Below are 26,329 nucleotides of genomic sequence, written 5' to 3' on the forward strand. Positions count from 1 at the left end.
GGGCTGGCTTGCCAGCGATGGCGGACTGTCTGCCACTGAAGGTGTTGGATGTGCCGGCCCCATCGCTGGCAAGCCAGCTCCCACAGGGTTCTATGTGAACCTGGACATCTAAAAAGGAGCTTTTCATGAGTCAGCTGCGCCGCGTCGCGATCATCGGCGGTAACCGTATCCCTTTCGCCCGTTCCAACGGACCGTACGCTACCGCCAGCAATCAGGCGATGCTCACCGCCGCCCTCGAAGGCCTGATCGAACGCTACAACCTGCACGGCCAGCGCATCGGCGAGGTCGTGGCGGGCGCGGTGCTTAAATTGTCACGGGATATGAACCTGACCCGCGAATGCGTACTTGGCTCGCGCCTGTCTCCGACCACCCCGGCCTATGACATCCAGCAAGCCTGCGGCACCGGCCTGGAAGCGGCGCTGCTGGTGGCGAACAAAATCGCCCTTGGCCAGATCGACAGTGGCATTGCTGGCGGCGTCGACACCACCTCGGACGCACCGATCAGCGTCAGCGAGGGCCTGCGCAAGATCCTCCTGCAAGCCAACCGCGCCAAGACCACCGGCGACAAACTCAAAACTTTCCTGCAACTGCGGCCCCAGCACCTGATCCCGGAATTCCCGCGCAATGGCGAAGCGCGCACCGGCCTGTCGATGGGCCAGCACTGTGAGCTGATGGCGCAGACCTGGCAGATTCCCCGCGAAGAGCAGGATCAACTGGCCCTGGAAAGCCATCACAAACTGGCCGCGTCCTACAGCGAAGGCTGGCACAACGATTTGATGACGCCGTTCCTCGGCCTGACCCGCGACAACAATCTGCGCCAGGACCTGACCCTGGAAAAACTCGTGTCGCTGAAACCGGCCTTCGAAAAAAGCGCCAAAGGTACGCTGACGGCGGGCAACTCCACGCCGCTCACCGATGGCGCTTCGGTGGTGTTACTCGGCAGTGAGGAATGGGCGAAAGAGCGCGGCTTGCCGATTCTCGCTTACCTGCGCGACGGCGAAGCGGCGGCGGTGGATTTCGTCAATGGTGCCGAGGGCCTGCTGATGGCGCCGGTTTATGCAGTGCCACGGTTGCTGGCGCGTAACGGGCTGACGTTGCAGGACTTTGACTACTACGAAATTCATGAGGCGTTCGCTGCGCAAGTTTTGTGCACGCTCAAGGCCTGGGAAGATCCTGAATACTGCAAAACCCGTCTGGGGCTGGATGCGCCGTTGGGTTCGATCGACCGCAGCCGGCTTAATGTCAAAGGCAGTTCACTGGCGGCGGGGCATCCATTTGCCGCGACGGGTGGGCGGATTGTCGCGAATCTGGCGAAGTTGCTGGATGCGGCGGGCAAGGGCCGGGGGCTGATTTCGATTTGCGCCGCGGGCGGCCAGGGCGTCACTGCCATCATTGAAAGATAAATCGGATCCTGTGGGAGCGGGCTTGCCCGCGATGAGGCCATCAGATTCAATATTTTTATTGACTGGGATATCGCCATCGCTGGCAAGCCAGCTCCCACAGGTTTATGCGGGCATGTTCAAGGACACTTACAGGCCAATGTCAGATTCTGTCGCAAATGCCCTCAACACCGATCAGCAACATTCACCACCGCCTCGGCTATGATTCGCCGCGGTCAGATTTTCGGCACAGTGTGTGCATTCTCAAGGTTCACAGGTCGGCAACCCCTCCCCGAGACGCGAGGATTGCCGTATAACGAGTGACATTCGCGTGTTTGGTAATAAAGGACCCACAATAAAAGCTGATGAAGACTCCAAAACGCATTGAACCCCTGATCGAGGACGGTCTGGTCGACGAAGTGCTGCGCCCACTGATGAGTGGTAAAGAAGCAGCTGTTTATGTGGTGCGCTGCGGCAATCAGTTACGTTGCGCAAAGGTCTACAAGGAGGCGAACAAACGTAGTTTCCGCCAGGCGGCCGAGTATCAGGAAGGCCGCAAGGTTCGCAACAGCCGACAGGCCCGAGCGATGGCCAAAGGCTCCAAGTTCGGTCGCAAAGAGACCGAGGATGCCTGGCAGAACGCCGAGGTGGCGGCGCTGTTTCGTCTGGCCGGTGCCGGTGTGCGCGTGCCGAAACCGTACGACTTCCTCGATGGCGTATTGTTGATGGAACTGGTGGCCGACGAATTCGGCGACGCCGCGCCGCGTCTGAACGACGTGGTGCTGGAGCCGGATCAGGCCCGCGAGTATCACGCGTTCCTGATTTCGCAGATCGTGCTGATGTTGTGTACCGGTCTGGTGCACGGTGACCTCTCCGAGTTCAACGTGCTGCTGACACCGACCGGCCCGGTCATCATCGACCTGCCGCAAGCAGTCGATGCAGCGGGCAACAACCACGCGTTCAGCATGCTCGAGCGTGACGTTGGCAACATGGCCTCATACTTCGGCCGTTTTGCGCCAGAGCTGAAGACGACCAAGTACGCCAAGGAAATGTGGGCGTTGTACGAAGCCGGCACCTTGCATCCGAACAGTGTGCTGACCGGTGAGTTCGACGATCCGGAGGACCTGGCCGATGTCGGCGGGGTGCTGCGCGAGATCGAAGCGGCGCGGCTGGACGAAGAGCGCAAGCAGGCGATTCGTGCGGCAGATGACGAGCCCAAGGGCAAGTCGGACGAGCCACCGCCTCCGCCATGGATGCAGTGATCGTGTAAAGAGAAACCCGGCTTCGGCCGGGTTTTTTTGTGCCCGCATTTTCCAGACAACACCCAAAAAACCTGTGGGAGCTGGCTTGCCAGCGAAGGGGCCTGTACAGCCAATACATGTCTTCAGGCTGAACCACCGCTATCGCTGGCAAGCCAGCTCCCACAGGGGATGGTGGTGTTCTTGAAATGCGTGTGGGAATCTTGTCTGCCTCCGCACACTCAAGGACTGAATGTGACCACCCCCCGCAACGCCTCCCTGATCATTACCGCCCGACTGATCTCCGATTTCGGCGCTTTCCTCAACATGGTTGCGCTGGCCACGTACGTCTATCTGCTGAGCAACAGCGCCATGAGCGTCGGCATTTTCCTCGCCAGTCGCGTCGGCGGCGGGATTTTCGCCAGTCTGATCGGCACGCGGTTCTATCGGCGCTGGAGCGGGCGTTTGCCGCTGATTGCATTCGATCTGCTGCGCGCTGGCGTGCTTGGTCTGTTGCTGATCGTGCCGGTCAGCCAGCAAGCGCTGCTGTTGCCGCTGATTGCCTTCGGGCTGGGCTTTGGCAACTCAATGTTCGCCATCGGTCTCAACAGCCAGTTGCCCAGGTTGATCGAACCGTCGCAGTTGCTGAAAACAAACGCGTGGATCACTTCGGCCTCTTCGGCGGCGATGGTCGGCGGCAGTCTGGTCTCTGGGTTGCTGGTAGCGGGTTTTGGCTTCGAAACGGTGTTTGCCCTGAACGCGCTGACCTATTTGCTGGCCGCATTTCTGATTGTGCCGCTGCGTTTCGACGCTCCGAGCCATAACGCAGAGCCCGAGCGCGGCGAATGGTCGGCCCTCAAGCAAGGCCTGCGCAGTGCGCCGGTGATTGCCGCCATGCTCGCCGTGACGATGGCCGACACCTTGGGCAGCGCCGCGCACAACGTCGGTTTTCCGATCATCTCGAAACTGCTCTCGCCCGAGTCGGCGAGCACCACGCTGGGCCTGATGCTGGCGGTATGGGCCAGCGGCAAACTGCTCGGTGCACGGATCGCCAGCCGCCTGAAAGGCTCGGACAACATCCATCTGGAGCGGCGGTTCTTCTTCGGCGTGGCGCTGATGTCCTGCGGTTTCATCCTGATGTTTCAGCAGCACAGTCTCTACGGATTGCTGTTGTTTTCCTTGCCGGCCGGGCTGGGTGACGGCTTCTCAGAAGTCGGCCTGATGTCACGGCTGCAACGCGAACCGGAACACCTGCGCCTGCCGATTTTCAGTTTCCTGACGCTGCTGCAAATGACCGGATTCGGCGTCGGTATGTTGATCGCCGCGCCGTTCTACGAGTGGTGGACACCGGGTGCCGTGGTCATGCTGTTCCACGGCATTCCCCTCGGTACCTTGCTCACGGTGAAAGGGCTGGCGCTCAGGCGCGGGCGGGTTGTGCGCAGCAGCCCGACGCCAGTTCCTTGAGGATCGGGCAATCAGGGCGATGGTCGCCCTGACAATGCTCGACCAGATCCTGCAAGGTGTCGCGTAGCTCGCCGAGTTCGCGGATCTTCTGGTTCAACTCGTCGATGTGCTGCCGCGCCAGCGCCTTCACATCGGCGCTGGCCCGCTGGCGATCCTGCCAGAGCGTCAGCAGTTTGCCGACTTCTTCGAGAGAAAAGCCGAGATCGCGCGAACGCTTGATAAAAGCCAGTGTGTGCAAGTCATCATCGCCGTAGACCCGATAACCGCTGTCGGTGCGATGGGCCGCTTTGAGCAAACCGATCGACTCGTAGTAGCGGATCATTTTCGCGCTCAGGCCACTGTGCCGGGCCGCTTGGCCGATGTTCATCGGTGCTCCTCCAGATCCTTGGGTTTCCAGGTTTTCAACAGTAGCGCATTGCTCACTACGCTGACGCTCGACAACGCCATCGCCGCACCGGCCAGCACCGGGTTGAGAAAGCCAAACGCCGCCAGCGGAATGCCGATCAGGTTGTAGACGAAGGCCCAGAACAGATTCTGGCGAATCTTCGCGTAGGTCTTGCGGCTGATCTCCAGCGCCGCCGGCACCAGCCGTGGATCACCGCGCATCAGCGTGATGCCCGCTGCGTGCATGGCGACGTCGGTGCCGCCGCCCATGGCGATGCCGATATCCGCCGCCGCGAGTGCCGGGGCGTCATTGATGCCGTCGCCGACCATGGCGACGACGCCGGTTTTCTTCAGTTCGGCGACGGTGGCGGCTTTGTCCGCCGGCAGAACTTCGGCGTGAACGTTTTTAATGCCAAGGGCCTCGGCCACCACGCGCGCACTGCCGCGATTGTCGCCGGTCAGTAAATGGCTGTGGATATCGCGTGCGGCGAGTTGTTGTACGGCTTGCAGTGCGCCCGGCTTCAAGGTGTCACCGAAGGCGAACAAACCCAGTACACGCAGCTCGGGGCTTTGTTCGATCAGCCACGACAGGGTTCGGCCTTCGGCTTCCCATGCCTTGGCAGATTCACTGAGGTTGCCTGCACTCAATCCGCTTTCTTCCAGCATCCGCCGATTGCCCAGCGCCAGACGCCGACCGTCCAGCGAGCCAGCGATGCCACGACCGGTCAGTGACTGGCTGTCGCTGATATCCGGCACCGGCAGATCTCGCTCAGCGGCCGCGTCCAGCACCGCTTTGGCCAGCGGATGCTCGCTGCCGCGTTGCAGGGCTCCGGCCAGTTTCAGCAGCGTATTTTCATCAGCATTGACGGCACTCAAATGCGCGATGCGCGGGGTGCCGGAGGTCAGCGTGCCGGTCTTGTCGAACACCACGCTGCTGACTTCATGGGCGCGTTCCAGTGCTTCGGCGTCCTTGATCAGAATGCCGTGCCGCGCCGCCACGCCAGTGCCGGCCATGATCGCCGTCGGCGTGGCGAGACCGAGGGCGCAAGGGCAAGCGATCACCAGAACCGCAACGGCGTTGATCAACGCGGTTTCCAGCGGTGCGCCGTACAGCCACCAACCGATCAGCGTTGCCAGGGCCAGGACCAGCACGGTCGGCACGAACACCTGGCTGACTTTATCCACCAGTTTCTGGATCGGTGCTTTCGCCGCTTGAGCGTCTTCGACCAGACGAATGATCCGCGCCAGCACGCTTTCCGCGCCGAGTGCGGTGGTGCGCACCAGCAAGCGACCTTCACCGTTGATCGCACCACCGGTGACCTTGTCCCCCGGTTGTTTCGGCACCGGCAGACTCTCGCCGCTGATCAAGGCTTCGTCGGCGTGGCTCTGGCCCTCCAGCACTTCGCCGTCGACCGGGAAGCGCTCGCCGGGTTTGACCAGCACTTGATCGTTGAGGCGCAGGGCACTGATGGCGACATCCTGTTCGCGGCCGTCGATCACCTGAATTGCCCGTTCCGGCCGCAAGGCTTCAAGGGCGCGGATGGCACTGGCGGTCTGGCGTTTGGCGCGGCTTTCGAGGTATTTGCCGAGCAGCACCAGGGCAATCACCACCGCCGACGCTTCGAAATACAGATGTGGCATGCGCCCGGCGGCAGTCGCCCACTCATAAAGACTCAAGCCATAACCGGCGCTGGTGCCGAGGGCGACGAGCAAGTCCATGTTGCCAGCGCCGGCGCGCACGGCTTTCCACGCCGCCACGTAGAACCGTGCACCGAAGATGAATTGCACGGGCGTGGCGAGGGCGAATTGCGCCCAGGCGGGCAGCATCCAGTGAATGCCGAACGGTTGCAGCAACATTGGCAAGACTAGCGGCAGGGCGAGGGCGATCGCGCAGATCAAAGCCCAGCGCTCGTGCTTCAGGCGCTGTTGCTGGTTATCGGTGGGTGGGTTTTCGGCTTGCCAGACGCTGGCCGAATAACCGGCCTTGCTGACGGCATCGAGCAGGGTTTGCGCGTCGATCTGGCCGAGCAGTTCGAGGTGCGCACGTTCATTGGCGAGGTTGACGCTGACGCTTTTCACCCCGGCGACTTTGTTCAGGGCGCGCTCGACGCGACCCACGCAGGAGGCGCAGGTCATGCCATCAATTTTCAATTCGAGGGTGTGTTGCGGCACGCTGTAACCGGCGCGCTCAACCGCGTCCATCAACGCCGGCAAGCTGTCGCCGGGCGCCTGCACGCGGGCCTGCTCGGTGGCGAGGTTGACGCTGACGGCACTGGCGCCGCTGACTTTGCTCAAGGCCCGCTCGACACGCCCGGCACAACTGGCGCAGGTCATGCCGGCAATCGGCAGATCGAAAGTGATGGATTCGGACATCGGTCACGCTCCCTGTAGAAGTTGCCTACAGGATCAACCTTGCCATGCGGGCAAGGTCAAGCGCCAATCTTTGAGGCACTATCAATCAATGTGGGAGCGAGCAAGCCCGCTCCCACATGGGGATTGGCTTAGTAACCGAGATCGGTGCGCTTCAAGTACATGCCTTCCTGATTCATCGCGATTCGGAACTTCAGGATGTCGCCGGCATGCAGTTTGATCTCCTGCGAACCCGGCGCGAGCATGCCCGGGTTGCAGCCCGGCATTTGCCCCGGCAGCAGTTTAAGCCGTAGCGAGACATTGCCCGGCGGCAGATTGAATGAGGTGCTTTGCTCCTGAAACAGGCGCGCCGACAGTTGATCCTGAATGTAAACACCGATCTCGCAGGACGTCGCTACTTCCAGGCGCTCGCGGGAAATGATCAGCACGCCAAAATCCTCGCCGGCGGCTTGCACCTGAGGGATAGCGGCAAACAGGCCGAGGAAGCCAAACAGGCTGAAAGCTGACCAGCGCATGGCTGAATCTCCTGAATTTATGTCATTGATGCACGCAGCTTGGCCGAGCGCGGCGCTGATTGCCAGCCCGGCAGTTTATTCAAGAACTTGACCTTGCCATCGTGGCAAGCTCGAAACTGCCGGCAACCTCACTCAAAAGGAGTCATTTGCATGCAAGTGTTCAATGTTGAAGGCATGACCTGCGGTCACTGTGTCAAAGCCATCACCAACGCCTTACAGGCCAAGGATCCGGCGGCCAGTGTGCGCGTCGATCTGGCGGCCAAGGAAGTCGGCGTCGAAAGTGCGCTGAGTGCTGAGCAGGTCATCGAAGTCATCAGCGAAGAAGGCTACGCGGTAAAACTCGCCTGACACAAATCCCTGTGGCGAGGGAGCTTGCTCCTGCTGGACTGCGCAGCAGGCCCATGGTTTCTGGCCTGGATATAAATCGGGGCCGCTGCGCGCCCCAGCGGGAGCAAGTTGTGGTTTGTCAGATTTTTAATTGTTAGCGAGCTATCGGAATGTTCAAGGCGTTCGGGCGCGGCTAGACTGTCGGGCTGCCGACTTGCCAACCTGGATGCCTGATGAACTTCCGTACCATTCTGATTCTCGGTGCCTTGACTGCCTTCGGGCCGTTGGCCATCGACTTTTACCTGCCTGCCTTTCCGTCCATGGCGCTGGCGTTCGGCACCGACGAAAAACACGTGCAGATGACCCTGGCGGCGTATTTCCTCGGTTTGTCCATGGGGCAGCTGTTGTATGGCCCGGTCGCGGATCGCTTCGGGCGACGGATTCCGCTGCTCACCGGTCTGGCACTGTTCACGCTGGCCTCACTGGCCTGTGCCTATGCACCGAACCTGGAATGGCTGATCGGCGCACGCTTCGTGCAAGCGCTGGGCGGCTGTGCGGGCATGGTGATTGCGCGGGCGGTGGTCAGCGACAAATGCGATGCGGTGGGTTCGGCGAAAGTCTTCTCGCAGTTGATGCTGGTGATGGGCCTGGCACCGATTCTGGCACCGATGCTCGGCGGGCTGCTGGTCAACACCACAGGCTGGCAGTCGATCTTCCTGGTGCTGACCGGTTTCAGTGCGCTGGCGGGGCTCGCCGTTGCACTTGGCTTGCCGGAAAGCATGCCAGCGCATATGCCACGCCAACCATTGTCCGGCGCGTTGCGCCAATACGGGCGCTTGTTCAAGGATAAAGTCTTTCTTGGGCACGCCCTCACCGGCGGCATTGCCGTCGCCGGGATGTTTTCCTACATCGCCGGTTCACCGTTCGTCTTCATCAAACTCTATGGCGTGCCGGCCGAGCATTTCGGCTGGCTGTTCGGCACCAACGCGGCAGGTTTCATTCTGGTGGCGCAGGTCAATGCACGGCTGTTGGCCAAGCGCGGTCCGGCGTTTCTGCTGGCGCGTGCGGTGTGGGTGTATCTGTTGGCGGGGCTGACACTGCTGGCGGTCAGCGCGCTTCATACCGAAGCGTTGTGGCCGTTACTGATTCCGTTGTTCATCTGCATCGCCAGCCTCGGCTGCATCCTGCCCAACGCTGCGGCCTGCGCAATGAACGGCCAGGGGGCGCGGGCCGGCAGTGCGTCGGCGCTGATGGGCTGTCTGCAGTTCAGCGTGGCTTCCGGCGCTGCTTCGCTGGTGGGGATTCTGCACGACGGCAGCGCCATGCCGATGGCCATGGTCATCAGCTTGTGCGGTCTGCTGGTGGTATGCGTCGCGATGCTCACCCGGCGTTTGCAGAATGCCCGGGCGCTGGCGCAAGCGGCTGTCTGAGCAGACTCAGCCGGCGGCGCGCTGCTGGCTGCGGTCGGGAATCTGATGGGACGCGCAAATTCGCGCTTCGAGGGTGCGAGTGAAGGCCAGGGCCTCGGCTTCACTGCGGAATGTCACGGCGTGTTGATCGAGTCGAACCTGCCATTGAGACTTTGCCACTTCTTTTATCAGGATCTTCATTGCTGACCTCCCTTGCGTAAAAGATGTATCGCAGAGGCTTCGATTCTAGTCCTGAATACGATCGCAATTGTGACAAAGGTCAAGCATCTGACTGACGGCAAAAAAACACCGCAGCCCGGGCAGGAACTGCCGCAGGCTGCGATCTTTTGATCTTCAGAAACTTTCTAAAACAATTTTCCCTTTGGCTTTACCGCTTTCGAGCAATTCGTGCGCCCGGCGCAGGTTGGCGGCATTAATCGTGCCGAAATGCTCGCCGACCGTGGTCTTCAAGGTCCCGGCATCGATCAGCTCGGCCACGCGGTTGAGCAGATGGTGCTGCTCGATCATGTCTGGCGTCTCGAACAGCGAACGGGTGTACATGAACTCCCAATGCAGCGACAGGCTCTTGCGCTTGAGCTTGCTCACGTCCAGTGACTTCGGATCGTCGATCAGCGCCAGTTTGCCTTGTGGCGCCAGGGCTTCGACCAGTTGATCCAAATGCTGATCGGTCTGGGTCAGGCTGGCGACGTGGGTTACGTTGGCGAGCCCCGCGCGTTTCAGCTCTTCACTCAGCGGCTGACTGTGATCGATCACCAGATCCGCACCCAGTTCGCTGACCCAGTCGCGAGTCTGCGCCCGGGAGGCGGTGCCGATCACCTTGAGACCGGTCAATTGTTTTGCCAGTTGGGTGAGGATCGAGCCGACACCACCGGCTGCGCCGACGATCAGCAGGCTCTGACCTTCGTCGGTCTGGCCTTCGCGGATTTGCAGGCGTTCGAACAGTAGCTCCCACGCAGTGATCGCGGTCAGCGGCAGGGCGGCGGCTTCAGCGAAACCGAGGGACTTGGGCATATGGCCGACGATTCGCTCATCGACGACGTGCAGTTCGCTGTTGCCGCCAGCACGGGCGATGGAACCTGCGTAAAAGACTTTATCCCCAGCCTTGAACAGCGTCACTTCGCTGCCGACGGCTTTGACCACACCGGCCACGTCCCAGCCCAGCACCTTCGCTGCGCCCGCTTCAGGCGCCACGTTCTGGCGCACCTTGGTGTCGACCGGATTGACCGAGATGGCTTTGACTTCCACCAGCAGATCGCGCGGGCCGGCGACCGGCTCCGGCAGTTCGATGTCTTGCAGGGAATCGGCGTCGCTGATGGGCAGGGAAGCGTAATAGGCAATGGCTTTCATGGTGGGCTCCGTACAAGTAAGGGAAGAAGGGCTCAGGCGATGCTGCCCAGACGTTTCAATTCGAAGTGTTCGATGCACTGCCCGGCAGTGGCCTGGAAGTTTTGAAAATGCGCGCTGGCGTTGTGCGCTTGCAGAATCGCTTCACTGGCCCAGTGTTCGATCACGTAGAAAACCCGTGGGTCGGCCAGGTCGCGGTGCAAGTCGTACTGACTGCAACCGTCCTCGGCACGGCTCGGTTCAACCAGTGCGCGCAACGCGTGTTCGAGAGTGTCCTGTTGGCCGGGTTTGGCGATCAGGGTGGCAATGGCGGTGAATGGCTGGGACATGTTCGGCTCCACAGAAGCGGGATGAATTTGATGGAGCAGATGATTGGCTATTTCTCCCCGAGATAAAACCGGCTAAAAGAGCAGTCTCTTTCAATATTTTTTTGATAATCGAGGCTGTAAATGCTGCGTTTCGATGACTTGCAGTTATTTGTCCGGGCGGCGGATCTGGGCAGCCTGTCGGCGGCGGCGCGGGTGATGGACATGTCCGCTGCGGTGGCCAGTGCGGCGTTGAAACGCATAGAGCAGCAACTCGGCGCGCGTTTGCTGGCCCGTTCGACGCGCAGTCTGCGGCTGACCGCGGAAGGCGAAGGCTTCCTCGAATACGCCCGGGCGGCATTGAGTCAGCTGGACGAAGGCCGGCGCCTGCTGGCCAGTGGGCAGGATCAGGTCAGCGGGATCTTGCAACTGTCGGCACCGTCGGATTTTGGCCGCAACCTGCTGTTGCCGTGGCTCGACGAGTTTCAGCGCGAGCACCCGAAGCTGACCGTGCGCCTGTTGCTCGGCGACCGCATTGCCGACCTGTTCCGCCAGCCGGTGGACATTGCCCTGCGCTATGGCGAGCCGGAAGACTCCAGCCTGATCGCCTTGCCCATCGCCCCGCACAACCGCCGTGTGCTTTGCGCCTCGCCAGCCTATCTGGCGCGGCACGGTGAGCCGCGCCAGCTCGAACAACTGGCGCAGCACAATTGCCTGTTGTACATGCTCGGCAGCCGGGTTCATGACCACTGGAGCTTTCACGACGGCAAGCGCGAAGTCGGCTTGACGGTCAGTGGCGACCGCTTCAGCGATGATGCCGACGTGGTGCGGCTGTGGGCGCTGGCCGGGGCGGGAATCGCCTACAAATCCTGGCTCGACGTCGGCGCCGATGTGCTCGCCGGACGCCTCAAAGTGCTGTTGCCAGAGCTGCAATGTGAGCGCGCTCCGCTGAATCTGTTGTGCGCCCATCGCGCACAATTGAGTAAGCCGGTGAACCTGTTAAGGGAAATGCTCGCCAGCCGATGCGCTGATTTGAGTAGTCAATTTCCCGTTTTCCCAAAAGTTGATCATTAGTCGCAGGTAAATAGAGAAATTTCTGTCAGGAACAATCACCACCCGTGCAGGCTGCGAGGCGGGACGGAGCGTGCATCCCGCTTATACTAGCGCCCGCCTCATGCCAGTACCGAAACCCGGCCCGAACGCCGTCAATGCCGAGTTGCCCCTGTTTAATTGCGGGGTTCGCTGCGGTGGCGGGTTCTGCGCCGAAGCATGTTGCGTCAATGGCCTGCCTTGCCCCGGCTCAGGGCGTTTTTCGCGTCTTGGCCGCCGACCCATTACTGGTCAAGATGTCTCCGAGCAGTAGACGATACGATTCCACAGGGAGTGAATACATGGAACATGCACCTTGCATCAGCCAGATCGCCACGTTGCTGGCCGACCCCAAGCGCAGCGCGATGATGTGGGCGTTGATGGATGGCTCGGCCCGGCAGACCGAGGAGCTTGCGCTACTGGCAGGGCTGTCGCCGTCATCGGCCAGTGCGCATCTGGCACGGCTGGCCACCGGCGGTCTGTTGAAGGTCGAAGTCCGTGGTCGCAAACGGTTTTTCCGCCTCTCGGCGCCGGAGGTGGGGGCCGCGATAGAAGCACTGGCCAGCGCCACCATCGCCAGTGCTCCGCGGGAAATCGCCGAGGTGTTCAAGCGCACCACCCCCATGGCCAAACCTCAGTCGGCGCCGTCGTCGCTGTTGCGTGCACGCTTTTGCGATGACCACCTGGGGGGCACGCTGGCCGCCGATCTGTATCAGCGACTGCTCGACGCCGGCTGGATTGAACAGCTCGAACAGCGCGTAGTGGTGACCCACAAAGGTGCGAAGCAACTGGCCGGGCGCGGGGTGTTCATCCAGGCGCTGGCCCATCGCAACGTTCAAGTGGCCTGTGCATGCCCCGACTGGAGCGAGCGACGTCCGCACATGGGCGGCTCACTCGGCGCGGCGTTGTTGCAGTTATTCATGCAGTCCGGTTGGCTGACCCTGCCCAATGATTCACGAGCCCTGCAACTGACGGCCGCCGGCCAGCGCGAGCTGCATCGATTCGCCAAGGAAACCGAGCTGGAAATGGCGTAACAGGCGCTGCGCAAGCGTCGCCTGTTACGGCATCAGTCCTGCTGGCGTCGTCTACGGTTGCGAACAGGTCGCATCCAGCACGAACGCCAAGGCACTATCGCGCACACTCGATCCGGGGATATTTCGGATGGGGGAGGCGATATGGATACTCAAGGCTTCAGCGCGGCAGAACGCCTGGAACGACTGCCGATCAGCGGTTATCACCGGATCATTTTCATCATCATCGCGCTGGCGTTTTTCTTCGACTCCATGGACCTGGCGATGATGACGTTCCTGCTCGGCTCGATCAAAGCCGAGTTCGGCCTGAGCAGCGCACAGGCAGGATTGCTCGCCAGTTCGAGCTTCTTCGGCATGGTGCTCGGTGCGTCGCTGTCCGGCATGCTCGCGGACCGCTTCGGGCGCAAACCGGTGTTTCAGTGGAGCATCGTCCTGTGGGGCGTGGCCAGTTACCTGTGCTCGACGGCGCAAACGGTCGAGGCGCTGACGCTGTTTCGCATTCTGCTGGGGATTGGCATGGGCATGGAGTTTCCCATTGCGCAGTCGATGCTCTCGGAGTTGATCCCGGCTCAGCGGCGTGGGCGTTATATCGCGTTGATGGATGGCTTCTGGCCGCTTGGTTTTGTTGCTGCCGGTGTGCTGTCGTACTTCCTGTTGCCGGTGATTGGCTGGCGCGACATCTTTCTGGTGTTGGCGGTGCCGGCGGTGTTCGTGTTGGCGATCCGTTTTTTCATCCCCGAATCACCGCGCTGGCTGGAACAGGCCGGGCGGCAGGAGGCGGCGGACAAGGTCCTCGACGGCATCGAACAGCGCGTACGCGCATCGCTCGGCGCTACCACGTTGCCCGCGCCGGTGCGGTTGCCCCGCACCGTGACGCCACCGGGCCATTTCTTCTCGGCGCTCAAGCAGATCTGGTCGCCACAGTATCGCCAGCGCACAACGATGATCTGGAGCCTGTGGTTCTTTGCGTTGCTGGGTTTTTACGGGCTGACGTCGTGGTTGAGTGCGTTGCTGCAACAGTCGGGCTTCGCCGTGACTCAGTCGGTGTATTACACGGTGCTGATTTCGCTGGGCGGGATTCCCGGATTTTTGATGGCGGCGTGGCTGGTCGAGCGTTGGGGGCGCAAACCGGTGTGCATCGTCACCTTGCTCGGTGGCGGGGTGATGGCGTTTCTCTACGGGCAGAGCGCGGTGTTCGGCGGCAACGTTGCCCTGTTGATCGGCACTGGGCTGCTGATGCAGTTCTTCCTGTTCGGCATGTGGGCGGTGCTCTACACCTATACGCCAGAGTTGTATCCGACCTCGGCACGGGCGACGGGCTCGGGATTCGCCTCGGCGATCGGCCGTGTGGGTTCGCTGCTCGGGCCGTTGGTGACCGGGCTGGTGTTCCCGATTACCGGGCAGGGTGGGGTATTTGCGCTGGGGGCGCTGTGCTTTGCGATAGCGGCGGGGGTGGTGTGGCTGTTCGGGATGGAGACGCGGGGCAAGACGCTGGAAGAGCTGACTGAGCGCGAGATTTCCAGCTAAACATAACTCCTGTGGGAGCGGGCTTGCCCGCGATGGCGGACCGTCAATCAACATTGATGTTGGAACTGATGGCCTCATCGCGGGCAAGCCCGCTCCCACAGTTTTTCGTATTGCTCTTTATGGTTTTACCAACCGCGCATCCAGGCTGTTCTGCGCCAGGCGCTTGGCCTGATCCTGGGTCATGCCCAGGTGTTCGTGCAGCGCATAAAAGTTCTCGGTGACGTAGCCGCCGAAGTACGCCGGGTCATCGGAATTCACCGTGACCTTCACACCACGTTCGAGCATGTCGAGGATGTTGTGCTGCGACATGTGATCGAACACGCAGAGTTTGGTGTTCGACAGCGGGCACACGGTCAGCGGGATTTGCTCGTCGATAATCCGCTGCATCAGACGCTCGTCTTCGATGGCGCGCACGCCATGGTCGATGCGCTGGATTTTCAGCAGGTCGATGGCTTCCCAGATGTACTCCGGCGGGCCTTCTTCACCGGCGTGAGCGACGGTCAGGAAGCCTTCGTGACGAGCACGATCGAACACGCGCTGGAACTTGCTCGGCGGGTGGCCCATCTCGGAACTGTCGAGGCCGACGGCAACAAATGCGTCACGGAACGGCAGCGCCTGATCGAGGGTTTTCTGTGCTTCGTCTTCGCTGAGGTGGCGCAGGAAACTCAGGATCAAACCGCTGGTGATGCCCAGTTGCTGCTCGCCATCCTTCAGTGCGGCGGCGATGCCGTTGAGCACCACTTCGAACGGGATGCCACGGTCGGTGTGGGTCTGCGGATCGAAGAACGGTTCGGTGTGAATCACGTTCTGTTCTTTGCAGCGCAGCAGGTAAGCCCAGGTCAGGTCGTAGAAATCCTGCGAGGTGCGCAGCACATCGGCGCCCTGGTAATACAGGTCGAGGAATTCCTGCAGGTTGTTGAAGGCATAGGCCTTGCGCAGGGTTTCGACGTCGTTCCACGGCAGGGCGATCTTGTTGCGTTCGGCCAGGGCGAACAACAGCTCGGGCTCCAGCGAGCCTTCCAGGTGCAGGTGCAGTTCAGCCTTGGGCAAGGCGTTGAGCCAGTCGTACATATTCTTTTCTCATCAGGTGCAATGACGGCATTCTACAGATGCTCGCCGAAACAATTGGCAAAACCTGACCAAGCGATCCATCACACTGCTTCCTGCTCACGACGATAAGCGTAGGTATCGGCGAAGCGCGACAGCAGGAACTCGGCGCAGGTGGTGGTCGGATATTTCGCCGGGTGCTGTGCGTCCTGACAACCGGGCAGGCATTCGATGCGCGTGTCCGGGTGTGGCTCGGCGAAGAACGGCATCGAGTAGCGATCCACCCCGAGCGGGCTGATCACTCGGTGCGGTGTCGAGCGATAACGGTCGTTGCTCCAGCGCGCCATCATGTCGCCGAGGTTGACCACGAAGGTGCCGTCGATGGGGGGCGCGTCGATCCATTCGCCCCGCACATTCTTCACCTGCAAGCCCCCGGCGCTGTCTTGATACAGCAGGGTGATGCAGCCGTAATCGGTGTGCGCGCCGGCGCCTTGCTGCTCAGCGGAACTGGCGGTGTGGCGGGGCGGGTAGTGGATCATGCGCAGCACGCTGACCGGCTCATTGAAGCGTGTGTCGAAGAAATCGCGTTCGATGCCCAGAGCGATGGTCATGGCCCGCAACAGCGTCTGCGCGAGGGCTTGCATGTCGAGGTAATGCTGCTCCATCAGCGCCTCCCATCCCGTTTGCGCAGGATGGCGGTTCGGTCCGCGCAAGGGTTTTTCCGCCAGCACGTCAGGATGACTGGCCGGCAGGTGCAGACCCATGTCGAAGGTTTCTTTCAGGTCGCTCGGTTTGCCTGGGTCGAGTTGTTCAGTGGCGATGGCGCCGTAGCCTCGGTGGTGGCGAGTCTGGGTGATGTCGATCTTGAGTTTGTCGGCGACGGGGAGGGCGAAGAAACGTTGCGCGTGATCCAGCAGATCGGCGATGCGCAGGGCGGAGATCGGATGGCCCTTGATGTAGAAGAAGCCCCATTCGCGGCAGGCGCGGTCGATTTGCGCGGCGACGGCGGGCCAGGCGTTCTGGTCGTCGCTGTAGAGCGGGCTGATGTCGATGATCGGAAGCTGATCCATACAATTGTCCTGAAGAAACGTTAACTTGAGAACACTGAAAAACCCTGTGGGAGCTGGCTTGCCAGCGATGAGGCCATCACATTCAACATCATTGTTGCCTGTCAGACCGTCATCGCTGGCAAGCCAGCTCCCACAGGGGCGGTGTTTTTTTCGAGGGGATTACTTCGGCATCTCGGCCTTCATGCCTTCCACGTAATAGTTCATCGACGCCAGTTCCGCATTCGTCGCGCTCACACCTGCGGGGATTTTCTCGACACCGCTCTGATCCTTGATCGGCCCGGTAAATGGCTGCAACGCGCCGCTCTTGATGTCGGCAATGATCTGCTCGGCCTCGGCTTTCACCGGTGCCGGCACCAGATCGCTGATCGGCAGTTCAACCGTGCCTTCTTTCAACCCGCCCCAGTAATCCTGAGGTTTCCAGGTGTGGTCGATCACGCTTTGCGTCGCCTGGATGTAATGCGGCGCCCAGTCATTGACGATCGAGGTCAGCACCGCTTTCGGGCCGAAGTGCGCCATGTCCGAGGCGTAACCCACGGCGTACACGCCACGACGCTCGGCCGCCTGAATCGGCGCCGGGCTGTCGGTGTGCTGGAATACCACGTCGACACCCTGATCGATCAGCGCATTCGCGGCATCGGCCTCTTTGCCCGGATCGAACCAGGAATTGACCCACACCACTTTGATCTCGGTGCCCGGGTTGTATTTGTTCAGGGCCAGTTGAATGGCGTTGATGTCGCGGATCACTTCCGGGATCGGGAACGAGGCGACGTAGCCGATCTTTTTGGTTTTGGTCATCTTCGCGGCGAGGAAACCGCCGACGTAGCGGCCCTCGTACGTGCGCGCCAGATAGGTGCCGAGGTTCTTGTCCTGCTTGTAGCCGGTGGCGTGTTCGAAAGTCACCTTGGGAAACTGCTTGGCAACTTTCACGGTCGGGTTCATGTAGCCGAAAGAGGTGGTGAAGATCAGGTCGTACTTGTCCTTGGCCATGTTGCGGATCACCCGCTCGGCGTCGGCGCCCTCGGCGACGTTTTCCACGTAGTTGGTGGTGATCTGATTGCCGAATTTTTCCGCGAGTGCCTTGCGCCCCTGCTCATGCTGATACGTCCAGCCGTGGTCGCCGATCGGGCCGATATAGACGAAACCGACCTTCAGCGGATCGGCAGCGCTGGCGCTCAGGCTGATCCCCAGACCGATGGCGGCGCACAGCAGTTTGTGCAGCGGACGTATTTGCATGAATTGGAGCTCCATTTTGTTGTGTGTGCTCCGGGCCAATGCAAATTGCTGACCAACAGGACAACAAACGTCTCGAAACCGCATAACGGCCTTCGCGAGCAGGCTCGCTCCCACAGGGGAATGCATTCCAAGGTGGGAGCGAGCCTGCTCGTGAAGGGGCCCGTAAGGCCAATAAAAGTGCATGCCTGAAATCAGCTGCCATCCGCTGGTGCGCTAAGGTGTAACGAAACGTTAGCGCCGCCCCGCAGTCAGTAGCTCATTCGACTCTCTTGGCAAAAAGGCCCGCCATGTTCTCAATCCTCAAGCAAGAAAGCTTTCTGCTACTGGCGGTCATTGCCGCGTGCGTCGCCTATCCGCTGGAGCACTGGATGCTGCACAGCGGCCAGATCGTTGCGCTGATCTCTGGCCTGCTGCTGATCGCCTTCATCGTCGCCGCGTCGATGCGCGTCGCCCATCACGCCGAACTGCTCGCGGAAAAGGTCGGCGATCCCTACGGCACGATGATCCTGACCCTCGCCGCGGTGCTGGTGGAAGTGGTGATCCTGGCGATCATGATGAGCAACGAAGCCTCGGCCACGCTGGTGCGCGACACGATCTATTCGGCGGTGATGCTCGACATCAACGGTATCCTCGGCCTCGCCGCATTGATGGGTGGGATCAAGCACGGCGAGCAGTCCTACAACGACGACTCGGCACGCAGCTACAGCGTGATGATCCTCACCGCGATGGGCGTGTCGATGGTGGTGCCGGAGTTTATTCCCGAGGCGAACTGGAAGATTTATTCAGCGTTCACCATCGGTGCGATGGTGGTGCTTTATGCGTTATTCCTGCGCATGCAGGTCGGCCCGCACAGTTACTTTTTCAGTTACAGCTACCCGGACAAACGCCGCAAGAAAGAGCCGGTGGAGGAGGAACCGAAACCGCTCAGCCTGGGCTGGTCGATCGGCATTCTGGTGTTCGGTGTAGTGGTGATTGGCGCACTCGCCGAAGTGATGTCCAAAACCCTCGATCTGGGCCTGGAAGGCACGGGCGCACCGCCGGTGATTACGGCGATTCTGGTGGCGGCGATTTCCGCAGCGCCGGAGATTCTGACCGCATTGCGCGCGGCGCTGGCCAACCGCATGCAGTCGGTGGTCAACATTGCGATGGGGGCGTCACTGTCGACGGTGATTTTGACCGTGCCGGTGATGGAGGCGATGGCGCTGTATACCGGCCAGCCGTTTCAGATGGCGATGACGCCGGTGCAGACGGTGATGATCTTCATTACCTTGATCGTCAGCGCGATCAACCTGAATGACGGCGAGACCAATGCCATTGAAGGCATGACGCATTTTGTGTTGTTTGCGACGTTCATCATGCTGTCGCTGCTGGGTCTCTGATAGCCACATTGATCGTTCCCACGCTCCGCGTGGGAATGCCGCCATGGACGCTCTGCGTCCGCTGCCGGGACGCGGAGCGTCCCGAGATGCATTCCCACGCAGAGCGTGGGAACGATCAGATGGGGAGGGGGAATCAGGTACCGGCGATCAACTGGCGCGCCGCCTGGCTGTGATCGGCAATCAGGCCTTTGAGATCCAGTCCTTCAACCTGGCCATCAATCACCCGCCACTTGCCGCCAATCATCACCCGATCGGCACGGTCCGCACCGCACAGCAGCAGCGCCGAAATCGGATCATGGCTACCCGAGAACCGCAGCTCATCGAGCTTGAACAGTGCCAGATCCGCCTGCTTGCCCACCGCCAGTTCGCCGATGTCGGTACGGCCCAACAGGCTCGCCGAGCCCTTGGTCGCCCAGCCGAGTACGCGCTCCGGGGTGATCTTCTCGGCGCCATAACGCAGGCGCTGGATGTACAGGGCCTGACGCGCTTCAAGGATCATGTTCGAGGCATCGTTGGACGCCGAACCATCCACGCCCAGACCAAACAGGGCGCCAGCGTCGGTCAGATCGATACTCGGGCAAATGCCGGAGGCCAGACGCATGTTCGAACTCGGGCAATGGCAGATACCGGTGCCGGCCTGGCCGAGGCGGGCGATTTCGTCCGGGTTGAAGTGGATGCCGTGAGCTAGCCAGGTGCGCGGGCCGAGCCAGCCGACGCTGTCCAGATAATCCACGGTGCGCAGGCCGAAACGCTGCAGGCAGAAGTCTTCTTCGTCGAGGGTTTCAGCGAGGTGCGTGTGCAGGCGCACGTCCAGTTTGTTCGCGAGTTCGGCGCTGGCCGACATGATTTCCGGGGTCACCGAGAACGGTGAGCATGGCGCCAGGGCGATCTGGATTTGCGCGCCATCGCCACGCTCGTGGTACTCGTGAATCAGGCGCTGACTGTCGTCGAGAATCACCTGACCTTCCTGCACGGTCTGCTGCGGTGGCAGGCCGCCGTCCTTCTCGCCGAGGCTCATCGAGCCACGAGTGAGCATGGCGCGCATACCCAGTTCGCGCACGGTTTCGACTTGCACGTCAATGGCGTTTTCCAGACCGTCCGGGAACAGGTAATGGTGGTCGGCGGCGGTTGTACAACCGGAGAGCAGCAACTCAGCCAAGGCCACTTTAGTGGCGAGCGCAAGTTTCTCGGGTGTCAGGCGCGCCCACACCGGGTACAGGGTTTTCAGCCACGGGAACAACGGCTGATTGACCACCGGCGCCCAGGCGCGAGTCAGGGTTTGATAGAAGTGATGGTGGGTGTTGATCAGGCCTGGCAGGATCACATGCTCACGGGCATCGAACACTTCATTGCACGGCGCCGACGGCTGTTGACCGGCAGCGAGCACTTCGACGATCGCGCCGTCTTGCAGCACCAGACCGCCACGGGCATCAAGCGCGTTGGCCGTGAAAATGGCGAGGGGATTTTTTAACCAGGTACGGGTCGCGGGCATTTTGCCGGCTCCTCTGAAAGTTGGGTTCAGGGTTGCCAGCTCAGTGATGCCCTGTCTGCTGATCCAGGGTCGCCGCGAAGGACGAGGTGCGCAGTTTCAAACAAATTGTTGCATCGGGCAAGCCCCGCCCGACCGGACAACACGGTCCCTTGTAGGAGTGAGCCTGCTCGCGATAGCGGTCTTTCAGTCACTAATGGTGCCGACTGGTATGCCGTCATCGCGAGCAGGCTCACTCCTACATTGGGATTTGTGGGCTTACCAGGGAATGGTTTCACCCTTGTAATTCACAAAGTGATGCCCGCCCTTGCCGGTAAACGCATTCACCTGATCAATCAAACCGCGCGTGCTGGTTTCGACATCAATGTCAGCGCCTTCACCACCCATGTCGGTCTTCACCCAGCCCGGATGCAGCGACAGCACGGTGAGTTTCTGCTCGCCCAACTGGGTCACGAAACTGTTGGTCATCGAATTCAGCGCAGCCTTGCTTGCCTTGTACAGCGCCAGTTCCGGCGCATCGGGCATGGTCACGCTACCGAGCACCGAACTCATGAACGCCAGCACGCCGCTGCCATCGCGGATCTGCCCGACAAAACGCTGGGCCAGATTGATCGGCGCCACGGCATTGGTGAAAAACAGTTGCCCGACTTCGGCCAGGGTCGCCCCGCCCGGTGTTTGTACATCCGGACCTTTGACCCCGGCGTTGACGAACAGCAGGTCGAAGGTTTCGCCCTTGAGTTGCTGACTCAGGGCGATGACCGCTTGCTGATCATCCATATCCAGCTTCTCGATGCGCACCTTGCCCAGCGCTTGCAGCGCCTCGGCCTTTTGCGGATTGCGCACGGTGGCCGTCACTTGCCAGCCGTCAGCCAGCAGGGTTTTCACCAGCCCGAGGCCCAAGCCACGGGAGGCGCCGATGATCAGTGCGTTTTTTGCCTGGGACATGATGGGTTCCTTGAAAGTTACGGTTCACGGATTCAATGGACACGCCTGACCGAGCCGTAGTTGCAACTCCTGACGGAGCGCGTCGAGTTCGCTCATGCGGTTTTCGATCAGTTGCAGTTTGTCGCGCAGCAACTGCGCCACGGCGTTTTCCGGATCGGGCGCTTTCCACAGCGCGGCAACACTGTTGCCGATCTCGCTGAGGGTAAAGCCCAGCCGTTGCGCAGTCTTGATGTAGAGCACCAGTTGCACCATTTCCGGCGGATAGTCGCGATAACCGTTGGCGCTGCGTTGTGCCGCGATCAATCCGCGTTGCTCGTAGAAACGCAAAGTATCGCGGCTGACGGCGCTGGCCAGGGCTAATTCACCGATGCGCATGCGGGCTCTCAAAAGGGCTATTGACCCTGGAGCATACTCCAGGCTTTACCGTGCTTGCTCCTCAAATTTCTGGAGCATGGATGATGTGGACTTCAACGCAGTATCGAAACGTGGTGCGCTGCAGTGCCTGGTATGACCTGATCGTGACGGCGGCATTTGCCACGCCGTGGAGCTTTGCCGTTGTGCATGGTTTTTTCACCGCGCTGAATCTGCCGGGTGACTTGCCGGCATTCCAGCCTGTGCATGTGCTGATGGCGAATCTGCTGGGCTCAGTTGTTTGCGTGTGGGCGGTGCTGCGGATTCGTGATCCGCAGGCGCTTTATGGACGTTATGACGCGGTGGCGCGGTTTCTGTTTGCAACTTGGCAGGGCTATGCGCTGCTCCATGGCGCCAGTTCATTGTTGGTGATCTTCTTGTTCTTTGAACTGGCGTGGGGCGTTGCTCAGGTGTTGCCTGTTCGGGCCCCATCGCTGGCAAGCCAGCTCCCACAGGGATCTCGGATATGAATGAGATATCAGCCACACCACAAAAACCTGTGGGAGCTGGCTTGCCAGCGATGGGGCCAGTGAGATCACCGCCCTAATGCCCTGATTGCCAAGGCTGCCCCAGCGACACCGGTGCATACAACCGAGTCCGAACCGCATCGCGTGACAACACCACCAACACCACAATCGTCGCCACATACGGCAGCATCGCCAACAGACTCGATGGAATCGCCAGCCCGAACCCCTGCGCCACCAGATGCAGGATGCTGGCGAGGCCGAACAGATACGCCCCGAGCAACAATCGCCACACCCGCCAACTGGCAAACACCACCAGCGCCAGCGCAATCCAGCCGCGCCCGGCGGTCATGTTTTCCGCCCACATCGGCGTATACGCCAGCGACAGATACGCCCCGGCCAACCCGGCCATCGCGCCGCCAAACAGCACCGCCAGTGTGCGCACCGTCAATACCGGCAAGCCCATCGCACTGGCCGCATCCGGGTTTTCACCAACCGCTTGAATGATCAACCCGACACGGCTTTTGATGATCACCCACGCCACCAGTGCAAACAGCGCAAACGACAGATACACCAGCAGATCCTGAGCGAACAGCATCCGCCCGATCAGCGGGATTTCACTCAAATACGGAATCGACAACGGTTCAAACCCGGCCAAGGGTTTACCGACCCACGCCGCGCCAACGAAGGTCGACAGCCCTACACCAAAAATCGTCAGCGCCAGACCGGTCGCGACCTGATTGGCATTGAACACCAGCGCCACCAAGGCAAACAGCGACGACAGCAACATCCCGGCAAGCATTGCCAGCAACACGCCAAGCCACAGGTTGCCGCTGTTGAGGGCGACGATAAAACCGATCACCGCGCCAAACAGCATCATTCCTTCCTGCCCGAGGTTGAGCACGCCGCTCTTCTCGCAGATCAGTTCGCCCAGCGCCACCAGCAACAGCGGCGTGCCGCAACGCACCATGGCGTAGAAAATATTGCTCAACAGATCGATATCCATCACAGCGCTCCGGCGGTTACGGCGGTGGTCGAAGTACGCCGTGTCCAGCGCAGGTTCAGGCGCGGCCGATAGAGGATCAGCACGTCACAGGCGAGCAGGAAAAACAGCATCATTCCCTGAAACAACTGGGTGATCGCTTGCGGCAGATTCAGACTCATCTGCGCGCTCTCGCCACCGATGTACAGCAGCGCCATCAACAGGCTAGAGAACAGAATCCCGAGCGGATTGAGTCGCCCGAGAAACGCCACGGTAATCGCCGCATAGCCATAACCCGGCGACACCTGCGGCACCAATTGGCCGATCGGCCCAGTCACTTCGCAGACACCCGCGAGCCCCGCCAAGCCGCCACTGATCAACAGCGCCAGCCAGATCAGCCGCTTCTCGCGAAAGCCGACAAACCCTGCCGCGCGCTTGTCCAGCCCGAGCACTTTGATCTGGAAACCGACAAAACTTTTCTGCAACAACACCCACACCGCAACCAGTGCAAGCAGGGCGAAATACACCCCGGCATGTACGCGGCCATCCTCCAGCAACAACGGCAAACGGCTGGCGTCACCGAACATCGCCGATTCGGGAAAGTTGAACCCGGCCGGGTCTTTCAGCGGCCCATGCACGCAGAACAGCAGCAGGTTCAGCGCGATGTAATTGAGCATGATGCTGGTGAGGATTTCGTTGGCGTTGAAGCGCGTGCGCAACCACGCCGTCAGCCCGGCCCACGCCGCACCGGCGAGGGTGCCGGTGAGCAGAATCAACACCAGCGCCCAACGGCTTTGCATGTCGATGATGTTCACCGCCAGGGCACTGCCGGCCAATGCGCCGAGGAGTAATTGACCTTCGGCGCCGATGTTCCAGATGCGCGCCTGATAGGCCACCGCCAGACCGAGCGCGCAGAGCAGAATCGGCAGGGCTTTGACCAGCAATTCCGAGACGCCATACACGTCGCTGACCGGCGCAATCAGCAAGGTGTACAAGGTTTGCAGCGGATCATGGCCGAGGGCGATGAACAGCAGCGAACCGCAACCGAGCGTCAGCGCCGCCGCCAGCAACGGCGAGCACCAGAGCATCAGGCGCGATTGCTGGCCACGGGGTTCGAGGGAAAGCAGCATGGTTGAAAACTCCGTTAAACCGTGGCGTGTTTTTGCGCGACGTCAAACTGACCGGCCATCCAGCCGCCAACGTCGCTCAATAAGGTGTCTGTGGTGTTTTGCAGTGCCGACAGCCTGCCGCCGCACAACGCGCCGAGGCGGTCGCTGATCTGGAACAGTTCGTCGAGGTCTTCGGAAATCACCAGAATCGCCGCGCCGGCATCGCGCAGCGCGATCAGTGCGCGGTGGATGGTGGCGGCGGCGCCGACGTCAACGCCCCAGGTCGGGTGCGCAGCGATCAGCAGTTGCGGTTGCTGAAGGATTTCCCGGCCGAGGATGAACTTCTGCAGGTTGCCGCCGGACAGACTGCGCGCGGCGGCTTGGGGGCCCGGGGTTTTCACGCCGAAGCGCTGAATGATTGTTGCGGCGAGGGCTTCGACTTTGCCGCGCTCGATCAAGCCATTGCTGACCAGTCCTTGCTGGAAAGCGGTAAGCAGGGCGTTGTCCGCCAGACTCAATTCCGGCACTGCGCCGTGACCTAGTCGCTCGGCGGGTACGAATGCCAGACCGAGTTTGCGTCGCGCATCGGGGCGTAAATCACCGACGTTTTTTTCGCCGAATCGAATGGTCGCAGCCTCGGCACGGGGCAGGGTTTGTTCGCCACTGAGCAGCGCGAGCAATTCATCCTGACCATTGCCCGCGACCCCGGCGATGCCGACGATTTCACCGCTGCGTACTTGCAAGTCGACAGCCGTCAGCGAGCAGCCGAATGGGTCGGGGTTGTGCCAACTCAAGCCACTGACCTGCAAAAACGCCGCGCCACCGCCGACCTTCGGATAGTCGCCGATGAGTGCCGCCGCTTCGCCGACCATCAACTGCGCCAACTGTTGATCCGAGCACTTGGCCGGCGCGCAATGCCCGGCCACGCGCCCACCGCGCAATACCGTGGCGCTATGGCACAAGGCGCGCACCTCAGCGAGTTTGTGGCTGATAAACAGAATGCTGCAGCCCTCGGCGGCGAGACGGCGCAAGGTAACGAACAACTCGTCGGCTTCCTGTGGCGTCAGCACCGAAGTGGGTTCATCGAGGATCAGCAGGCGGATGTCCTGCATCAGGCAACGAATGATCTCCACCCGTTGCCGCTCGCCGATCGACAGGCTGTGGACAAGTCGCTCAGGTTCCAGCGCCATGCCGTAGCGGCGCGAGACTTCACGAATTTTCGGTTCCAGCTGCTTCGGCGTTCCGGCCTTGGCGCCCATCGCGAGCGCAATGTTTTGCGCCACGCTGAGCGTTTCGAACAGTGAAAAATGCTGGAACACCATACCGATGCCCAACTGCCGTGCCTGCGCCGGATTGCGGATAGTCACCCGCTGTCCATGCCAGAGCATCTCGCCGGAATCGGCCTGAGTCACTCCGTAGATGATCTTCATCAAGGTGCTTTTGCCCGCACCGTTTTCACCGAGCAGGGCGTGAACTTCACCGGGTGCGATGCTCAGGTCGATGGCGTCATTGGCCAGACAACCGGGGTAGCGTTTGCTGATATGGCGCAGTTGCAGGCGCGGGATTGAATCGGCGATGGGCATGGCAGGCTCGACTGGCTTGGAGTTATGCCTGTGGATAAAGCAATTTCCTGGCCATTGAGTCAGGAACCTGTGCAGTACCTGCTCGCAAGGGCTGAACACAGAGCGTCGCAGCCGGAATCGAGCTGATTCATGGCACCAATTCGGCGCAAAGCCATTGAGCAGGCTCCAGTTTTGCCCGTCGGCCATTGATCAAAAAATGAACAAACCGGTGGGG

General features: G+C 60.9%; 25 protein-coding genes. 10 read left to right on the top strand and 15 right to left on the bottom strand.

Translation table 11 applies throughout. The features are described from left to right. Positions 1 to 125 precede the first annotated feature (125 nt). The 3 genes from ACVVH8_RS03515 to ACVVH8_RS03525 all read left to right on the top strand — a co-directional run bounded on the left by ACVVH8_RS03515 (position 126) and on the right by ACVVH8_RS03525 (position 4,081). Entirely contained in the window at positions 126 to 1,403 is a 1,278-nt protein-coding gene (locus tag ACVVH8_RS03515) for an acetyl-CoA C-acetyltransferase (RefSeq protein ID WP_475228532.1), read from the top strand. 341 nt (positions 1,404 to 1,744) lie between these two features. Then, entirely contained in the window at positions 1,745 to 2,641 is an 897-nt protein-coding gene (locus ACVVH8_RS03520; protein ID WP_103306280.1) for a PA4780 family RIO1-like protein kinase, read from the top strand. Between the two features lie 231 nt (positions 2,642 to 2,872). Then, complete coding sequence (locus tag ACVVH8_RS03525) at positions 2,873 to 4,081, top strand: MFS transporter (protein ID WP_475228535.1); 1,209 nt, start codon at positions 2,873 to 2,875, stop codon at positions 4,079 to 4,081. Here ACVVH8_RS03525 and cueR read toward each other — a convergent pair. The 3 genes from cueR to ACVVH8_RS03540 form a co-directional block, all read right to left on the bottom strand. Beyond that, positions 4,035 to 4,448 (bottom strand): Cu(I)-responsive transcriptional regulator, encoded by a 414-nt coding sequence (gene cueR / locus ACVVH8_RS03530; protein ID WP_096819703.1) that lies wholly within the window; start codon positions 4,446 to 4,448, stop codon positions 4,035 to 4,037. The two genes, ACVVH8_RS03525 and cueR, sit on opposite strands and share 47 nt — an antisense overlap. After that, positions 4,445 to 6,838: a heavy metal translocating P-type ATPase gene (locus tag ACVVH8_RS03535; protein WP_475228537.1), complete on the bottom strand. Its 2,394-nt coding sequence runs from the start codon at positions 6,836 to 6,838 to the stop codon at positions 4,445 to 4,447. The genes cueR and ACVVH8_RS03535 overlap by 4 nt, the downstream gene beginning before the upstream one ends. A gap of 128 nt (positions 6,839 to 6,966) precedes the next feature. Then, positions 6,967 to 7,350 carry a hypothetical protein gene (locus tag ACVVH8_RS03540; protein WP_475228540.1) on the bottom strand — a complete coding sequence of 128 codons (384 nt, stop codon included), beginning with the start codon at positions 7,348 to 7,350 and terminating at the stop codon, positions 6,967 to 6,969. Positions 7,351 to 7,500: 150 nt separating this feature from the next. Between ACVVH8_RS03540 and ACVVH8_RS03545 the strand changes: the two genes are divergently transcribed. Together ACVVH8_RS03545 and ACVVH8_RS03550 are read left to right on the top strand one after the other, a co-directional pair. Continuing rightward, positions 7,501 to 7,698, top strand: coding sequence for a cation transporter (locus ACVVH8_RS03545; RefSeq protein ID WP_103306275.1), 198 nt, complete (start codon positions 7,501 to 7,503; stop codon positions 7,696 to 7,698). 212 nt (positions 7,699 to 7,910) lie between these two features. After that, positions 7,911 to 9,107 (top strand): multidrug effflux MFS transporter, encoded by a 1,197-nt coding sequence (locus tag ACVVH8_RS03550; protein WP_103306274.1) that lies wholly within the window; start codon positions 7,911 to 7,913, stop codon positions 9,105 to 9,107. A 6-nt stretch (positions 9,108 to 9,113) separates the two neighbouring features. Here the strand turns inward: ACVVH8_RS03550 and ACVVH8_RS03555 are convergent, their stop codons facing one another. The 3 genes from ACVVH8_RS03555 to ACVVH8_RS03565 all read right to left on the bottom strand — a co-directional run bounded on the left by ACVVH8_RS03555 (position 9,114) and on the right by ACVVH8_RS03565 (position 10,780). Beyond that, on the bottom strand, positions 9,114 to 9,287 hold the full coding sequence (locus ACVVH8_RS03555) for a hypothetical protein (RefSeq protein WP_475228542.1): 174 nt from the start codon (positions 9,285 to 9,287) through the stop codon (positions 9,114 to 9,116). A gap of 153 nt (positions 9,288 to 9,440) precedes the next feature. Beyond that, positions 9,441 to 10,454, bottom strand: coding sequence for a zinc-binding alcohol dehydrogenase family protein (locus ACVVH8_RS03560; RefSeq protein WP_475228544.1), 1,014 nt, complete (start codon positions 10,452 to 10,454; stop codon positions 9,441 to 9,443). Between the two features lie 32 nt (positions 10,455 to 10,486). Further along, complete coding sequence (locus ACVVH8_RS03565; protein ID WP_103306272.1) at positions 10,487 to 10,780, bottom strand: putative quinol monooxygenase; 294 nt, start codon at positions 10,778 to 10,780, stop codon at positions 10,487 to 10,489. 120 nt (positions 10,781 to 10,900) lie between these two features. On the opposite strand from ACVVH8_RS03565, the gene ACVVH8_RS03570 reads away from it, so the two are divergent. The 3 genes from ACVVH8_RS03570 to ACVVH8_RS03580 all read left to right on the top strand — a co-directional run bounded on the left by ACVVH8_RS03570 (position 10,901) and on the right by ACVVH8_RS03580 (position 14,403). Then, a complete protein-coding gene (locus tag ACVVH8_RS03570) occupies positions 10,901 to 11,830 on the top strand; it encodes a LysR family transcriptional regulator (protein WP_103306271.1) in 930 nt (309 codons plus the stop codon). A 317-nt stretch (positions 11,831 to 12,147) separates the two neighbouring features. Beyond that, the gene (locus tag ACVVH8_RS03575) at positions 12,148 to 12,879 is read left to right on the top strand and encodes an ArsR/SmtB family transcription factor (protein WP_103306270.1); all 732 of its coding nucleotides are present in this window, start codon (positions 12,148 to 12,150) and stop codon (positions 12,877 to 12,879) included. Positions 12,880 to 13,020: 141 nt separating this feature from the next. Further along, positions 13,021 to 14,403 carry an MFS transporter gene (locus tag ACVVH8_RS03580; RefSeq protein WP_401300756.1) on the top strand — a complete coding sequence of 461 codons (1,383 nt, stop codon included), beginning with the start codon at positions 13,021 to 13,023 and terminating at the stop codon, positions 14,401 to 14,403. 117 nt (positions 14,404 to 14,520) lie between these two features. Here the strand turns inward: ACVVH8_RS03580 and ACVVH8_RS03585 are convergent, their stop codons facing one another. The 3 genes from ACVVH8_RS03585 to ACVVH8_RS03595 form a co-directional block, all read right to left on the bottom strand. After that, the gene (locus tag ACVVH8_RS03585; RefSeq protein ID WP_213027464.1) at positions 14,521 to 15,474 is read right to left on the bottom strand and encodes an adenosine deaminase; all 954 of its coding nucleotides are present in this window, start codon (positions 15,472 to 15,474) and stop codon (positions 14,521 to 14,523) included. A gap of 80 nt (positions 15,475 to 15,554) precedes the next feature. Beyond that, complete coding sequence (locus tag ACVVH8_RS03590) at positions 15,555 to 16,520, bottom strand: 2-oxoglutarate and iron-dependent oxygenase domain-containing protein (protein ID WP_475228547.1); 966 nt, start codon at positions 16,518 to 16,520, stop codon at positions 15,555 to 15,557. 159 nt (positions 16,521 to 16,679) lie between these two features. Then, entirely contained in the window at positions 16,680 to 17,753 is a 1,074-nt protein-coding gene (locus ACVVH8_RS03595; protein ID WP_201235631.1) for a BMP family ABC transporter substrate-binding protein, read from the bottom strand. Positions 17,754 to 18,040: 287 nt separating this feature from the next. Here ACVVH8_RS03595 and ACVVH8_RS03600 point away from each other — a divergent pair, with 287 nt between their 5' ends. Next, complete coding sequence (locus ACVVH8_RS03600; protein WP_213027467.1) at positions 18,041 to 19,132, top strand: calcium:cation antiporter; 1,092 nt, start codon at positions 18,041 to 18,043, stop codon at positions 19,130 to 19,132. A gap of 133 nt (positions 19,133 to 19,265) precedes the next feature. On the opposite strand, the gene ACVVH8_RS03605 is transcribed toward ACVVH8_RS03600, so the two are convergent. From ACVVH8_RS03605 to ACVVH8_RS03615, 3 genes are all read right to left on the bottom strand, one after another. Further along, positions 19,266 to 20,624, bottom strand: coding sequence for an 8-oxoguanine deaminase (locus tag ACVVH8_RS03605; RefSeq protein WP_475228549.1), 1,359 nt, complete (start codon positions 20,622 to 20,624; stop codon positions 19,266 to 19,268). Positions 20,625 to 20,879: 255 nt separating this feature from the next. Continuing rightward, positions 20,880 to 21,566, bottom strand: a complete 687-nt coding sequence (locus ACVVH8_RS03610) for an SDR family oxidoreductase (protein ID WP_315446409.1) — start codon at positions 21,564 to 21,566, stop codon at positions 20,880 to 20,882. A gap of 24 nt (positions 21,567 to 21,590) precedes the next feature. Further along, a complete protein-coding gene (locus ACVVH8_RS03615; RefSeq protein WP_401300765.1) occupies positions 21,591 to 21,941 on the bottom strand; it encodes a MerR family transcriptional regulator in 351 nt (116 codons plus the stop codon). 83 nt (positions 21,942 to 22,024) lie between these two features. On the opposite strand from ACVVH8_RS03615, the gene ACVVH8_RS03620 reads away from it, so the two are divergent. Further along, positions 22,025 to 22,447 carry a hypothetical protein gene (locus tag ACVVH8_RS03620; RefSeq protein ID WP_475231118.1) on the top strand — a complete coding sequence of 141 codons (423 nt, stop codon included), beginning with the start codon at positions 22,025 to 22,027 and terminating at the stop codon, positions 22,445 to 22,447. Positions 22,448 to 22,520: 73 nt separating this feature from the next. On the opposite strand, the gene ACVVH8_RS03625 is transcribed toward ACVVH8_RS03620, so the two are convergent. From ACVVH8_RS03625 to ACVVH8_RS03635, 3 genes are read right to left on the bottom strand one after another with little or no spacing between them, the layout of a single operon-like run. Beyond that, positions 22,521 to 23,447 carry an ABC transporter permease gene (locus ACVVH8_RS03625; protein WP_475228551.1) on the bottom strand — a complete coding sequence of 309 codons (927 nt, stop codon included), beginning with the start codon at positions 23,445 to 23,447 and terminating at the stop codon, positions 22,521 to 22,523. After that, a complete protein-coding gene (locus ACVVH8_RS03630) occupies positions 23,447 to 24,553 on the bottom strand; it encodes an ABC transporter permease (RefSeq protein WP_103306260.1) in 1,107 nt (368 codons plus the stop codon). The genes ACVVH8_RS03625 and ACVVH8_RS03630 overlap by 1 nt, the downstream gene beginning before the upstream one ends. A 14-nt stretch (positions 24,554 to 24,567) precedes the next feature. Then, entirely contained in the window at positions 24,568 to 26,115 is a 1,548-nt protein-coding gene (locus ACVVH8_RS03635) for an ABC transporter ATP-binding protein (RefSeq protein ID WP_475228555.1), read from the bottom strand. Positions 26,116 to 26,329 lie beyond the last annotated feature (214 nt).

This window comes from Pseudomonas trutticola BRTCR10 (assembly GCF_056155105.1).